We start from the raw sequence: 13603 nt of genomic DNA, 5'->3' as shown, positions 1-13603 counted from the left end.
CCTCATGAAGCAGTTCTTCGCAGCGAAGTCCGAGTACCCGGATCTGCTGCTGTTCTTCCGCATGGGCGACTTCTACGAGCTGTTCTACGACGATGCACGCAAGGCTGCACGCCTGCTCGACATCACCCTGACCCAGCGCGGCAGTTCCGGCGGCGCCCCGATTCCGATGGCCGGTGTGCCCGTGCATGCCTACGAGGGCTACCTGGCACGCCTGGTGGCGCTGGGCGAATCCGTGGCGATCTGCGAGCAGATCGGCGACCCGGCCCTGGCCAAGGGGCTGGTCGAGCGCAAGGTGGTCCGCATCGTCACCCCCGGTACGGTCACCGACGAAGCACTGCTCGACGAACGCCGCGACACCCTGCTGATGGCCCTGTCGCGCACCCGGCAGGGCTACGGCCTGGCCTGGGCCGACCTCGCCGGTGGCCGCTTCCTGGTCAACGAAGTCGACACCGACGACGCGCTGGAAGCCGAGCTGGCGCGCCTGGAGCCGGCCGAGCTGCTGGTGCCGGACGAGGAGAACTGGCCGGACTTCCTGCGCCAGCGCAGCGGTGTGCGTCGCCGCGCGCCATGGCTGTTCGATGCGGACAGCGGTCGTCGGCAGCTGCTGGCCTTCTTCAAGCTGCATGACCTGAGCGGCTTCGGCATCGACGACAAGCCACGCGCCACGGCCGCCGCAGGCGCCCTGCTCGGCTATGTCGAAGAAACCCAGAAGCAGCGCCTGCCGCACCTGACCTCGATCGCGATGGAAACCGCCGGCGAGGCGATCGCCATGAACGCTGCGACCCGCCGCCACCTGGAGCTGGATACGCGGGTCGACGGCGATACCCGCAACACCCTGCTGGGCGTGCTCGACAGCACCGTCACGCCGATGGGCGGCCGCCTGCTGCGTCGCTGGCTGCATCGCCCGTTGCGCCTGCGCGAGGTGCTGGTACAGCGCCACCATGCGGTAGCGACGCTGATCGATCGCGGCAGCGATGGCGACATCCGCGAACAGTTCCGTCGCCTGGGTGACCTCGAGCGCATCCTCACCCGCGTCGCCCTGCGCTCGGCACGCCCCCGCGATTTCTCGACACTGCGCGATGGCCTGGGCCTGTTGCCTGCGGTGCGCGACGTGCTGGCGCCACTGGACTCGCCACGCCTGCAGGCGCTGTACGCCGCGCTGGGCGAGCATGACGACTGCGCGCAGCTGCTCGCGCGTGCCATCGCTGAAATGCCGCCGCTGAAGCTCAGCGATGGCGGCGTGCTGGCCGATGACTTCGACGAGGAGCTGGATGAGCTGCGACGCCTCTCCACGAACGCCGACCAGTTCCTGGTCGACCTTGAGCGGCGCGAGCGCGAAAGCAGCGGCATTGCCACACTGAAGGTCGGCTACAACCGTGTGCACGGCTATTACATCGAGATCAGCAAGGGCCAGGCCGACCGCGCACCGGTGCACTACACGCGCCGCCAGACCCTCACCAACGCCGAGCGCTACATCACCGAAGAACTGAAGGCGTTCGAGGACAAGGTACTGTCCGCGCGCGACCGCTCGCTGTCGCGCGAGAAGTTCCTGTATGAGCAGCTGCTGGACACGCTGGGTGCACAGCTGGAGCCGCTGAAGCAGTGTGCCGCCGCGTTGAGCGAACTGGATGTGCTGGCCGCATTCGCCGAGCGCGCGCAGGCACTGGACTGGTCGCGCCCGGAACTGGAAACGGCACCCTGCCTGAAGATCGAGCGCGGCCGTCACCCTGTCGTGGAAGCCGTGCGCGAGCAGCCCTTCGAGCCGAACGATCTGGACCTGCACCCGGACCGCCGGATGCTGGTCATCACCGGCCCGAACATGGGCGGTAAATCCACCTACATGCGGCAGAATGCACTGATCGTGCTTCTGGCCCACATCGGCTCCTTCGTACCGGCCAGCCGCGCCGTGATCGGCCCGATCGACCGCATCCTGACCCGCATCGGCGCCGGCGACGATCTCGCCCGCGGGCAGTCGACCTTCATGGTCGAAATGGCCGAGACCAGCTACATCCTGCATCACGCCAGCCCACATTCGCTGGTGCTGATGGATGAGATCGGCCGCGGCACCTCCACCTATGACGGCCTTGCCCTGGCCGACGCGGTGGCCCGCCACCTCGCCTACGAGAACCGTTGCTACACGCTGTTCGCCACCCACTACTTCGAGCTGACCGCGCTGGCCGACGAGCAGCACGAGGGCGGCCGCAGCGGTATCGCCAACGTGCACCTGGATGCGGTCGAGCATGGCGAAGCGCTGGTGTTCATGCACGCTGTGAAAGACGGCCCGGCCAACCGCAGCTTCGGACTGCAGGTGGCCGCGCTGGCCGGCCTGCCTCGATCGACCGTGGCACAGGCGCGGCGGCGCCTGGCCGAACTGGAACAACGGGGCAGCGAGAGCCACGCGGCGGAGCTGGCCCCTCAGGCGCTGGATGCCCCGCAGCAGTTCGGCCTGTTCAATGCCCCGTCCAGCAAGGCGCAGGAGGCGCTGGCCGCCATCGATCCGGACGAACTGACGCCCAAACAGGCGCTGGAAGCGCTGTATCGGCTGAAGTCACTGCTGTAACCGGCATGGGACCGGCGCAACGCCGGCCGCCCTCCCGCCCCCGGTCAGAGCGAGCCTGCGCCCGGCAGCCTTCGCATTTCCGTCGTGCAGGCGGCGTTATGCTCGGGCGGTCCTTCCTTCACAGAACGGAGACCGCCATGAACACCGAATCCCTCGCCGCATCCCTCTTCCAGCAGCTGCAGCAGGGGCAGGGCCTGCAGCAGGTTTCCCAGCAGCTCGGCCTGGACAGCAGCCAGACCACCCAGGCGGTGGGCAGCGCCTTGCCGCTGCTGCTGGGCGCAATGGGCCAGAACGCCAGCGAGCCGCAGGGCGCGCAGTCCCTGCTCAATGCGCTGCAGCGTGACCATCTGGGCAGTGGTGGGGGTGGCGGCTTCGACCTCGGCAGCATCCTCGGCGCAGTGATGGGGGGCGGTGGCAGCGGCGCCACCGATGGGGCCGGCATCCTCGGCCACATCTTCGGTGGCCAGCAGCCGCAGGCCGCGCAGGTGCTTGGCCAGAAGACCGGTCTGGACAGCGGCACCTCCGGCAAGCTGCTGGCGATCCTTGCGCCCATCGTCATGTCCTTCCTGGCCCAGCGCTTCGCCCAGCAGGGCAACGCCAGCGAACTCAGCAGCGCCCTCGGCCAGGAGGCGCAGCAGTCCGGCGGCATCGGCAGCATGCTGGGCGGTGTGCTCGATCAGGACGGCGACGGCCAGTTCGGGGCCAGCGACCTGCTGAAGCTCGGCTCGGGGTTGCTCAAGCGCTGATCGCACACACCCGTACAAGCCCCGGACCTAATAGACAGCCACTATCGCATTGGTTGAATCAATCGAATTTACCGATCCACAGGCGCCACCTAATGTGGGTCGGGCCTCCCCCGATTCCACCTTTCGCCAGTCCACAGGTAGAGACCCATGAAAAGCGAAGCGAAGTGCCCCTTCAACCATGCCGTCGTCGGTGACGCGACGACCAACCGCGACTGGTGGCCGAACCAGCTACGCGTGGACCTGCTCAACCAGCATTCCGCGCGCTCCAACCCGCTCGATGCCGGCTTTGATTACGCATCGGCGTTCAAGAGCCTGGACTATGCCGCGCTGAAGGCAGACCTGAAAGCACTGATGACGGACTCGCAGGACTGGTGGCCGGCCGATTTCGGTCACTACGGCGGCCTGTTCATCCGCATGGCGTGGCACAGCGCCGGCACCTATCGCATCGGTGATGGCCGCGGTGGCGGCGGCCGCGGCCAGCAGCGCTTCGCTCCGCTCAACAGCTGGCCGGACAACGTCAGCCTGGACAAGGCGCGACGCCTGCTGTGGCCGATCAAGCAGAAGTACGGCCAGGCCATCTCCTGGGCCGACCTGCTGATCCTGACCGGCAATGTCGCGCTGGAGTCGATGGGCTTCAAGACACTGGGCTTCGCCGGTGGCCGTCCCGATACCTGGGAACCGGATCAGGATGTGTACTGGGGCCGCGAAACCACATGGCTGGGCGGTGACGTGCGCTACAAGCACGGCTCCGAGGGCGTGGTGGAATCCCACGGCGTGCTGGTGTCCGATGACGATGCCGATGGCGACGTGCATTCGCGCAAGCTGGAGAACCCGCTGGCCGCAGTGCAGATGGGCCTGATCTATGTGAATCCCGAGGGCCCCGACGGCAATCCTGACCCGGTACTGGCTGCACATGACATCCGTGACACGTTCGGCCGCATGGCGATGGACGATGAAGAAACGGTGGCGCTGATCGCCGGCGGGCACAGCTTCGGCAAGACCCATGGCGCCGGCCCGGCAGACAACGTCGGCAAGGAGCCTGAAGCGGCCGATCTGGAGAGCCAGGGCCTGGGCTGGGCCAACAGCTTCGGCAGCGGCAAGGGCGGCGACACCATCACCAGTGGCCTGGAAGTCACCTGGACCCGTACTCCAGCGCAGTGGAGCCATGACTTCTTCGAGAACCTGTTCAAGTACGAATGGGAACTGACCAAAAGTCCGGCCGGCGCGCATCAATGGGTGGCCAAGGATGCCGAGGCGGTCATTCCCGATGCGCACGACGCCTCGAAGAAGCACCGCCCGACCATGCTGACCACCGATCTGTCGCTGCGCATGGATCCCGCCTACGAAAAGATCTCGCGCCGCTTCCTGGCCGATCCGCAGGCGTTTGCCGATGCGTTCGCGCGCGCCTGGTTCAAGCTGACCCATCGCGACATGGGGCCGCGCGCGCGCTATCTGGGGCCGGAAGTGCCGGCCGAAGAGTTCATCTGGCAGGATCCGCTGCCGGCCGCAAAGCACCCGCTCATCGATGCCAGGGATGTGGCCACCCTGAAGCAGGCGATCGCCGCAAGCGGCCTGAGCGTCCCTGAACTGGTCTCCACGGCCTGGGCATCGGCCTCCACCTTCCGTGGCTCGGACAAGCGGGGCGGCGCCAATGGTGCGCGCATCCGCCTGGCACCGCAGAAGGACTGGCCGGTAAACCAGCCCACCCGTCTGGCCAAGGTGCTGGCCGCGCTGGAAAAGGTGCAGAGCGGGTTCAATGCCGGCAGTGAAAGGCAGGTGTCGCTGGCCGACCTGATCGTACTGGCCGGTGGCGTGGGCATCGAACAGGCCGCCAAGGCCGGTGGGTACAACATCAGCGTACCGTTCACTCCGGGCCGTACCGACGCCAGCCAGGAGCAGACCGACGTGGAATCGTTCGCGGTGCTGGAACCGGCGGCCGATGGATTCCGCAACTACCTCAAGGGCGCCTACAGCGTTCCGGGCGAAGCGCTGCTGATCGACCGGGCGCAACTGCTGACGCTGACCGCCCCGGAGCTGACCGTGCTGGTCGGTGGCCTGCGTGTACTGGGTGCCAATGCCGATGGCAGCGCGCACGGCGTCTTCACCGATCGGCCCGGGACACTCAGCAACGACTTCTTCGTCAACCTGCTGGACATGGGCACGCAGTGGAAGGCCACCGGTCGTGAAACGTACGAAGGCCGCAGCCGCAACGACGGCGCCGCACGCTGGACCGCCACCCGTGCTGATCTGGTATTTGGATCCAATGCGGTGCTGCGTGCGCTGGCAGAGGTCTATGGCAGTGCAGACGGCGAGAAGAAGTTCGTGCAGGACTTCGTCGCGGCGTGGACCCGGGTGATGGAGCTGGACCGCTACGACCTGCACGGCTGATCACCGGCAGGCCCGGCGCTGCTGTCGGAAGGCCCACCGGGCATGGCCCGGCGCTACCACTGAAGGGCTCGCCGGGCATGGCCCGGCGCTGCCTTGGGGGCGTTCGCGTTACAGCGCGTCGATGTCGCCCAGCGCGCGGATCAGACGCCGCGCGCGCTTGTCCGGCTTGTGCTCCGGTGGCTGGAAGCCGTCGCGCGCGGCGATGCGCAGTGCGCGCTGCTCGGCGCGCCGTGCCTTCGAGGCCTCGCTCTCGGCATACAGCTGGTGCGCGACCGGGGCAGGCCCGCGCTGGTCGCTCAGGCCCATCACCTGGATCTCGAAATGCTCCTCGCCGCGATCGACCTGCAGGTGCTCACCCACGCGCACCGCGCGCGAGGACTTCGGTCGCTGACCGGCCACGCTGACCTTGCCGGTTTCGATGGCCTGCTTGGCCAGGCTGCGGGTCTTGAAGAAACGGGCCGCCCACAACCAGATGTCCAGGCGGACACTGGGCGACAGCGGGGAAAGCTCAGGCATCGGCAGGTACTACTCCGTTCGCTTGTTCAGGGGGCGCGGATTGTCGGGGTCGGTGCGGCAGCCGCTGCCCCCGATCAGGGTCGGTGCTCCGGCAGCGAGATCCTGGCGCTGGCTGCCGACCAGACATTCGGGGCGGTCGGTCGGCCGCACCTGGGTATCGCCCAGCCGGTCTCCCGACGAACATGCGGCCAACAGGCCGCCAATCAAGGCCAACGTCATCGACCTCACCTGCTGTCGTTGATGCATTGCCACATCCCGCGAACCGGCTTGGTGCTAGTGTGCGCCTCCCGGGATTCGATCACCAGCCCATGGCCAAAGCGCCGCTTGACCTGACCGCCGGCCCGATCGGCCGCAATCTCCTGCTGTTCTCGCTGCCGATCCTGGCGGGCAACATCGCGCAGTCGCTGAACGGTTCGGTGAACGCGGTATGGGTCGGGCGCTTCCTCGGCGAAGCGGCACTGACTGCCACCGCGAACGCCAACAACATCATGTTCTTCCTGATCGGTTCGGTGTTCGGCTTCGGCATGGCCTCCACCATCCTGATCGGCCAGGCCATCGGTGCACGGGATATCGCCCAGGCACGGCGCGTGGTCGGCACCAGTGCCACGTTCTTCATCGGCCTGTCGGCGATCATCGCCATCGCCGGCTGGTTCATGGCCCATCCGCTGCTGGCGGCGATGGGCACGCCGGCGGCCTCGCTGCCACTGGCCGAGGCCTATCTGCGCATCATCTTCCTGGCAATGCCGACGTTGTATGCCTTTGCCTTCCTCAGCGCCGCGCTGCGCGGTGCCGGTGACTCGCGTACGCCGTTCCGCTTCCTGCTGCTGTCGGTGGTGCTGGACATCGCATTGAATCCGGTACTGATCTTCGGCATGGGTCCGTTCCCGGAGCTGGGCATCGCCGGTTCGGCCTGGGCCACGCTGGTGTCGCAGACCCTCTCGCTGGGCGGCCTGCTGCTGTACATGCGGCACAAGCGCCACACGCTGTGGCTGGGTCGCGCCGACATGCGCCTGTTCAAGCTGGACCTGACCATCCTCAAGGCACTGGTGGTCAAAGGCGTGCCGATGGGCCTGCAGATGGTACTGATCTCGCTGTCGGTGATCCTGCTGATGACCATGGTCAACCAGTACGGCACCGAAACCGCAGCGGCCTATGGCGCCTCGCTGCAATTGTGGAACTACGTGCAGATGCCGGCGATGGCGATCGGCGCGGCCTGTTCCACGATGGCCGCACAGAACGTGGGTGCCCAGCAGTGGGATCGCGTCCGCGGCACCGCACGCAAGGGCGTGCTGTTCAATTTCCTGCTGACCGGTGCGTTGATCCTGCCGCTGGTGCTGCTGGACCAATACTCGCTGGCCCTGTTCCTGCCGCAGGGCAGCGAGTCGCTGCAGATCGCGCGCCACCTCAACCATGTGGTGGTCGGCTCGTTCCTGTTCTTCGGCGTGAGCTTCGTGATTTCCGGCGTGGTGCGCTCGACGGGTGCGGTGATTCCACCGCTGCTGATCCTGGCCGCGTCACTGTGGGGCGTGCGCGTTCCGTTCGCCGAACTGCTGCAGCCCTATTGGGGCGCAGATGCGATCTGGTGGAGTTTCCCGGTCAGTTCTCTGGTGTCGATGCTGCTGTCGCTGGCGTACTACCGCTGGGGGGGATGGCGCAAGGCGAAGATGATCAGCACACCCGCGAAGGCCGAGGCGATTGCCACACCGTCGGAGATTCCCGCCTGCCCGCCGTCACCGGTGGCGGACCCGGATGCCGTGACCCGGTAGCGCCGGGCATGGCCCGGCGCTACCGCTTGTTCTTCGCGGCGTTGTGCTTGGCCGCCGCGCGCATCAGGGTCTTGAACGCCATGGCATCGGGCATGGTGCCTTCATGGATGTCGATCGCGCGCCGCGTGTTGCCTTCCAGGCTGGCGTTGAACAGGCGCTTCGGGTCCGGCAAGGCCGCCCCTTGGGCGAAGGTCAGCTTCACTGCCTGCTTGTAGGTCTCACCGGTGCACAGGATGCCGTGATGCTCCCATACCGGTGTGCCCCGCCATTTCCAGGTTTCCTGCACCTCCGGCAGCGCTTCATGGATCAGCGCCCGAACGCGTGCCAGCGTTTCACCGCGCCAGTCACCCAGTTCCGCGATGCGCGCATCGATCAGTGCGGCCGCGGGTGTTCCGGCGTCGTCGGGGTTCGGTGCATGCGTGGTCATCGTGTGCTCTCGTCGGCGGAACGTCCGGAATGGCGGGCTTACATGCGTTCGCCGGGCAATGCAGCGGCCTGGCGGACCCACTCGAGGAACTGCGCTTCATCCAGCATGCCCTCCTGCGTGATGTGCAGGTAGCGGGTATCGGCGCTTCTGGACGGCTCCGGTGGCATCGGTTGCAGGGCCGCGCCGCGGAAGAACGCAACCTTGATGTAACGGGCGAAGCAATGGAAGCTGAGGAACCAGCCGGCATCGGCGGCCACCGCGTACATCGGCGAGTTCCACTTCACCGCCTTGTGCACGCCGGGCACGGCTTGGCCGATCAGTGCGTCGAGGCGTGCGCCGATGGGCTGCTTCCAGTCCGGCATGGCGGCGATGTACGCCTGCACCGGCGCATCACCCTCGCCCTTGGCGATCTGCGGATTTCCCCCGGACAGGAGCCTGGGTGCAGTGGAAGGTGCGGCTCGCTTGGAAGGCATCGCACGGCGCATGCATGGGAATGAAGCCGCAGACTAGCGCCATCGGCAGCCTGCGGTCACGGCGCACTGCGCCATCGCTTCAGTCCGCCAGCGAGGCCAGGAACTGGCGCCATTCGGGCAGCTGTCGTTGGCGTTGAAGCGAGCGCATCAGGAGCGCCATCACCACACCGAACAGGCCGCCCGCCAGCAATCCGGCACCCAGCAGCAGGCCGAGTGGACGCTCACCGCCCTGCCACAGCAGCAGCCACATCAGGGCGCACCAGAACAGGCCGAACAGCAGCCCCTGCACCAGCGCGTTGATGCGGAAACCGGCCAGGATCGGCGGCGGCACAGCGACGCCCATCCGCCACAGCATCCGATGCAGCAACGGTGCGGACTGCGCGCGCGGCAGCCCCTTGTCGTCCAGCAGACGAAGCGCCGCGCGGATGCGGTCGGGATAGCGCAGGTCGTTCTTGTTCATCGCACGAACCTAGCGGATGCAGGAGCACAAACGCAAACGGCCGCCCGAAGGCGGCCGTCGCGGCAACAACCGGAGTTGTCTATCAGGCCTTTTCGGCCAGACGGGCAGCCTTGGCCTGCGCAGCGGCAGCCAGGTCTTCCTTGATGCGGGCAGCCTTGCCTTCCAGGCCACGCAGGTAGTACAGCTTGCCGGCGCGGACCTTGCCGCGGCGCTTCACTTCGACCGAGTCGATGATGGCGCTGTGGGTCTGGAAGACGCGCTCGACGCCGTAGCCGTGCGAGATCTTGCGGACGGTGAACGAGGAGTTCAGGCCGGCATTCTTGGTGCCGATCACAACGCCTTCGTAGGCCTGCACGCGCTCACGGTTGCCTTCCTTCACCTTCACGTTGACGACAACGGTGTCGCCCTGGCTGAACTTCGGCAGTTCGCGGGTGATCTGGGCGGATTCGAATTCCGCGACGATGGACTTGTTCAGCTTGCTCATGGGTTACACCGATTCTTGTTCGGGTGGGCGTGTCGATTCGACAACATAGGCTCATGCAGTCACCGGACTGTGCTGCACGTTTGTTTTGGGTACTGCGCACGCCAGCCGGGGCCGGCGGGAATTGGCCATGATAGCCGATAACGCCAGCCCTGCGCTAGGGGCTGGCCTTTTGTTTCCGGGCCTGACGGCCCTGCTCCAGCAGTTTGCGGTCGGTCTTGCCCAGCGCCTGTTCATCCAGCAGGTCCGGGCGCCGCTGGGCGGTACGGACCAGGGACTGCTGGCGGCGCCAGGCGGCGATGGCCGCGTGGTTGCCCGAGCGCAGCACCTCCGGCACGTCACCCAGCGGGTGCTGGGCCGGCTGGCTGTAATGCGGGCAGTCGAGCAGGCCGAGGTCGCCCTCGAAGCTGTCCTGTGCCGCCGATTCAGCGTCGTTCAGGGCCCCCTCCTGCAGGCGGGCCACGGCGTCGATGATGACCGCTGCGCCCAGCTCGCCGCCGGACAGCACGTAGTCGCCGAGGGAAATCTCCTCGTCGACATTGGCTTCCAGGAAGCGCTCGTCGATGCCCTCGTAGCGCCCACAGAGCAGGACCATGCGCGGCAGCGCCGCCAGTTCACGGACCTTGGCCTGGGTCAACGGCGCCCCCTGCGGGCTGAGGTAGATCACCCTGGCCGGGGTCGGATCGGCATTGCGGATCGCCTGCAGGCAGGCCTGCAGCGGTTCGATCAGCATCACCATGCCCGGGCCACCGCCGAAGGGACGGTCGTCCACCCGGCGGTAGTTGCCTTCGGCGTAATCACGGGGATTCCAGCCGTGAAGGCTGAACAACCCTTTCTCCTGCGCGCGTCCGACCACGCCCAGTCCAGCAGACTGGGCGAGGAACTCGGGGAACAGGGTGATGACGTCGAAACGCATGCTCAGAACTCGGGATCCCAGTCGACCACGACCAGGTTCGCCTCGAAGTCCACCGAAACGACGAAGTCCGGCAGCACGAACGGGATCATCCGCTCGCGGTCGCCACGGACCACCACCACGTCGTTGGCACCGGTGCTGAACAGGTGCGAGACCTGGCCCAGGGCAACGCCCTCGGTAGTCTTCACGTCCAGGCCTTCCAGGTCGACCCAGTAATACTCATCCGGATTCGGCGGCGGCAGCGCGCTGCGCGGCACGTAGATCTCGGTGCCACGCATGGCTTCGACCGCGTCACGGTCCTCGACGCCGGGGAAACGCGCGACCAGGTGCTTGCCGCTGTCGCGACCACGCACACCTTCAATCGTGGTTTCCACGCCGGACGGACTGCGCACGATCCATGGCTGGTAACGGAAAATGGCGGAACGTGGCTCGGTCCAGGACTCGAGCTTGATCTCGCCGCGCACACCAAAAGCGCCGACAATCCTGCCCAGCAGGATGCGGCGCTCGATATCTTTCATCTGCTTCAACCAGGAGGGCCACGCCGGAGCGTGGCCCGTCAGGATCAGGCCGCAGCGGCCTGGGACTTGGTCGCTTCCTTGATCAGGTTGCGGACCTTGTCGGTCGGCTGGGCGCCGTTCTTGACCCAATGGTCAACGCGGGCCAGATCCAGCTCGATGCGCTTCTCGGCGCCCTGGGCGACCGGGTTGTAGAAGCCAACGCGCTCGATGTTGCGGCCGTCGCGCGCGCTGCGCACGTCGGTGACGATGATGTGGTAGAACGGACGCTTCTTGGCGCCGCCGCGGGTCAGTCGAATCTTGACCATGGTGTGTTTTCCTAATTGCCCAGTCGCCAGGATGGCGAGGTAAGCGGGCGATTATAGCGGCAGAGCGTGACCGAGCCAACCCCATGCGTCACGGTAGCGCCGGGCCATGCCCGGCGGCCGGCAGGCCATGCATCCGTTCAGGAAAGCGGTTGCCACGGCACGCCGGCCAGTACCGCCCTGCCCTGTTCAGCCAACGCCAGCGAGCCGGCCAGGGCCCGCCCATCAATGCTCTGCAGCGCCCAGAGTCCGCTGGCGTTGCAGGCAAACGCAGCCTGCACTCCATGCAGGGCGCCTGCCGGCAGGGGCCGGCACACCTGCGGTCCGTTCCAATGCGCACGCAGCAGGGCCTCTGCGGTACCCCGCAGCGCGGCGGCGCGTGGCCAGATCAGCTGGTGCCCATCATGCACGGCCACGTTCCAGGTCGTGCCCTCGCTGACGTGCCCCTGCGTGTCCACGAAAAGCGCGTCGTCAAACCCGTCGGCCATCGCCGCGCGCCGCTGCGCGAACAGGCCGAACGTGCCGACGTGCTTGATCTGCGGCAGCTCCCGCTGCCAGGTGACGCTGCGCACGCGCCGCGGCGCGGACAGCGATACCGGCGCGGATACCGCCACCAGCACATCGACCGCCACGCGGGCCAGTGGATCGCGGAAGTCGAAGTGACGCGAGAACACCGTCACCCGCAGCGAGGCGTCGGCAAGACCGGCCCTCTGCAGCGCCTGCGCCATCCAGCCGCGCACCTGCGCCGTGTCCAGCTCGCTGCCGAACAGTTCACGTGTGGCCTGCGACAGTCGAGCCAGATGCAGGTCCAATCCCTGCACTGCTCCGCCACGCACCTGCAGCGAGGTGAAGTGACCGTAATTCACCAGCGCCGGCAGCAGATCCTCCACCTGCGCCGGCTGGCCGTTGCAGGTCAGCATCATCGCAGCAGCGCCTGCGCCTGTTCCCACATGCCGCGCAGCACGTCGGCGGCCGGCTGGGCCGGCGCCATCCACGCCGCTTGCCCGGCCCAGGCCTGCATCGCCGCCAGCCGGTTCTCGCGTGTGGCCTGCGCGCGCATCGGCCCGGTCAGTCCACGCTGTACCGGGTACGGGCGCGGAGCCGGCGCACCGGCCGCCGCAGCGGCGCGTACATAGGGCGTTGCCAGGCCGCGGCCCAGTCGGCCACTGAACGCACGCGTCGGCCAGGTATCCTCCGGTTCCGTGTTCGCCAGCGCGTCGGCCCAGGCCGGCGCCAGTGCTGCCTCCGGTGTGCGCAGGAACGCGGTGCCGATCTGCACCGCGCTGGCACCCAGCGTCAATGCCGCGGCGATGCCACGCCCGTCGGCAATGCCACCGGCCGCGATCACCGGAATTTGAAGATGGTCCGCAAGCCGCGGCAGCAGTGCGAACAGGCCGACCAACTGGCGTTCGGCCAGCGCCGGATCGAAGGCCCCGCGATGGCCACCGGCTTCAGCCCCCTGTGCCACCACCGCATCGGCCCCGGCGTCCTGTGCAGCCCGCGCTTCGGCCAGCGTGGTGGCACAGGCGATCCAGGCAATGCCGGCGTCCTTCAACCGCTGCACATGCGCGGGGGAAAGCACGCCCATGATGGTCGAGGCCACCGCCGGGCGCGCGGCCAGCAACGCAGCGAACTGGTCCTCGAAATCGGCTGGCGTGGCATCGGCCGCACTGGCCGGCACCTCCGGTCCCCACTGCGCGAGGAAGGCACGGCTGGCGGATTCGGCGACCACGTCGCGCGTCGGCGCCGGGTCCGGCAACCAAAGGTTCACCTGCGCCGGGCCGGTGGAGATGGCCCGGAACTCATCCATCCACCGCCCGATATCGGCGGCCGAGGAGAGCACCGCGCCCATTGCGCCCATGCTGCCGGCATTGGCCAGCGCCGCCGACAACGGCACCGGACAGGCACCGGCCATGGGGGAGAGGAGGATCGGAAGCTGCAATGAAAAACGCCGACAGAAGGCGTCGGCGCGTTCAAGAATCGGCGATGCGTTCACGCGACATACCTGCGGGAGAGGTCGCCGCCCAGCATACGCCAGTCGTTGCAGGCGGGG

Annotated in this window: 15 protein-coding genes; 4 read left to right on the top strand and 11 right to left on the bottom strand. The window is 67.4% G+C overall.

Features of this window, described 5'->3' with window-relative positions; all coding sequences use genetic code 11:
* The first annotated feature begins 4 nt into the window (after positions 1-4).
* From mutS to katG, 3 genes are all read left to right on the top strand, one after another.
* Positions 5-2560 (top strand): DNA mismatch repair protein MutS, encoded by a 2556-nt coding sequence (mutS, locus tag QMZ25_RS08450; protein WP_283219448.1) that lies wholly within the window; start codon positions 5-7, stop codon positions 2558-2560.
* 137 nt (positions 2561-2697) lie between these two features.
* Positions 2698-3306: a DUF937 domain-containing protein gene (locus tag QMZ25_RS08445; protein WP_065181132.1), complete on the top strand. Its 609-nt coding sequence runs from the start codon at positions 2698-2700 to the stop codon at positions 3304-3306.
* Between the two features lie 147 nt (positions 3307-3453).
* Positions 3454-5694, top strand: a complete 2241-nt coding sequence (katG, locus tag QMZ25_RS08440) for a catalase/peroxidase HPI (RefSeq protein WP_283219447.1) — start codon at positions 3454-3456, stop codon at positions 5692-5694.
* A 108-nt stretch (positions 5695-5802) separates the two neighbouring features.
* On the opposite strand, the gene QMZ25_RS08435 is transcribed toward katG, so the two are convergent.
* Positions 5803-6210 (bottom strand): RNA-binding S4 domain-containing protein, encoded by a 408-nt coding sequence (locus QMZ25_RS08435; RefSeq protein WP_053518953.1) that lies wholly within the window; start codon positions 6208-6210, stop codon positions 5803-5805.
* Positions 6211-6219: 9 nt separating this feature from the next.
* Positions 6220-6456 carry a hypothetical protein gene (locus QMZ25_RS08430; RefSeq protein ID WP_053518955.1) on the bottom strand — a complete coding sequence of 79 codons (237 nt, stop codon included), beginning with the start codon at positions 6454-6456 and terminating at the stop codon, positions 6220-6222.
* A gap of 62 nt (positions 6457-6518) precedes the next feature.
* On the opposite strand from QMZ25_RS08430, the gene QMZ25_RS08425 reads away from it, so the two are divergent.
* Positions 6519-7976, top strand: a complete 1458-nt coding sequence (locus QMZ25_RS08425) for an MATE family efflux transporter (RefSeq protein ID WP_053518957.1) — start codon at positions 6519-6521, stop codon at positions 7974-7976.
* A 19-nt stretch (positions 7977-7995) separates the two neighbouring features.
* Here the strand turns inward: QMZ25_RS08425 and QMZ25_RS08420 are convergent, their stop codons facing one another.
* The 9 genes from QMZ25_RS08420 to QMZ25_RS08380 form a co-directional block, all read right to left on the bottom strand.
* Complete coding sequence (locus QMZ25_RS08420; RefSeq protein WP_283219446.1) at positions 7996-8403, bottom strand: DUF1801 domain-containing protein; 408 nt, start codon at positions 8401-8403, stop codon at positions 7996-7998.
* Positions 8404-8441: 38 nt separating this feature from the next.
* Positions 8442-8876, bottom strand: a complete 435-nt coding sequence (locus tag QMZ25_RS08415; protein ID WP_053518995.1) for a DUF1801 domain-containing protein — start codon at positions 8874-8876, stop codon at positions 8442-8444.
* A gap of 79 nt (positions 8877-8955) precedes the next feature.
* A complete protein-coding gene (locus QMZ25_RS08410; protein WP_065174641.1) occupies positions 8956-9336 on the bottom strand; it encodes a DUF6404 family protein in 381 nt (126 codons plus the stop codon).
* Positions 9337-9418: 82 nt separating this feature from the next.
* Positions 9419-9820: a 50S ribosomal protein L19 gene (rplS, locus tag QMZ25_RS08405; RefSeq protein ID WP_053518963.1), complete on the bottom strand. Its 402-nt coding sequence runs from the start codon at positions 9818-9820 to the stop codon at positions 9419-9421.
* A 154-nt stretch (positions 9821-9974) separates the two neighbouring features.
* Complete coding sequence (trmD, locus tag QMZ25_RS08400; protein ID WP_053518966.1) at positions 9975-10733, bottom strand: tRNA (guanosine(37)-N1)-methyltransferase TrmD; 759 nt, start codon at positions 10731-10733, stop codon at positions 9975-9977.
* Positions 10734-10735: 2 nt separating this feature from the next.
* Positions 10736-11248 carry a ribosome maturation factor RimM gene (rimM, locus tag QMZ25_RS08395; protein ID WP_053518968.1) on the bottom strand — a complete coding sequence of 171 codons (513 nt, stop codon included), beginning with the start codon at positions 11246-11248 and terminating at the stop codon, positions 10736-10738.
* Between the two features lie 44 nt (positions 11249-11292).
* Entirely contained in the window at positions 11293-11553 is a 261-nt protein-coding gene (rpsP, locus tag QMZ25_RS08390) for a 30S ribosomal protein S16 (protein ID WP_005415733.1), read from the bottom strand.
* Positions 11554-11690: 137 nt separating this feature from the next.
* Positions 11691-12473 carry an aminotransferase class IV family protein gene (locus tag QMZ25_RS08385; RefSeq protein ID WP_283219445.1) on the bottom strand — a complete coding sequence of 261 codons (783 nt, stop codon included), beginning with the start codon at positions 12471-12473 and terminating at the stop codon, positions 11691-11693.
* A complete protein-coding gene (locus QMZ25_RS08380; RefSeq protein WP_283219444.1) occupies positions 12470-13546 on the bottom strand; it encodes a nitronate monooxygenase in 1077 nt (358 codons plus the stop codon). Before QMZ25_RS08380 ends, QMZ25_RS08385 begins: the two co-directional genes overlap by 4 nt.
* Positions 13547-13603: the final 57 nt, after the last annotated feature.

It is taken from the genome of Stenotrophomonas sp. RS-48 (genome assembly GCF_030053245.1).
Lineage (GTDB): Bacteria > Pseudomonadota > Gammaproteobacteria > Xanthomonadales > Xanthomonadaceae > Stenotrophomonas > Stenotrophomonas maltophilia_P.
Note: the sequence above shows the minus strand (reverse complement) of the source record. Positions and strands in the feature narration are given on the sequence as shown.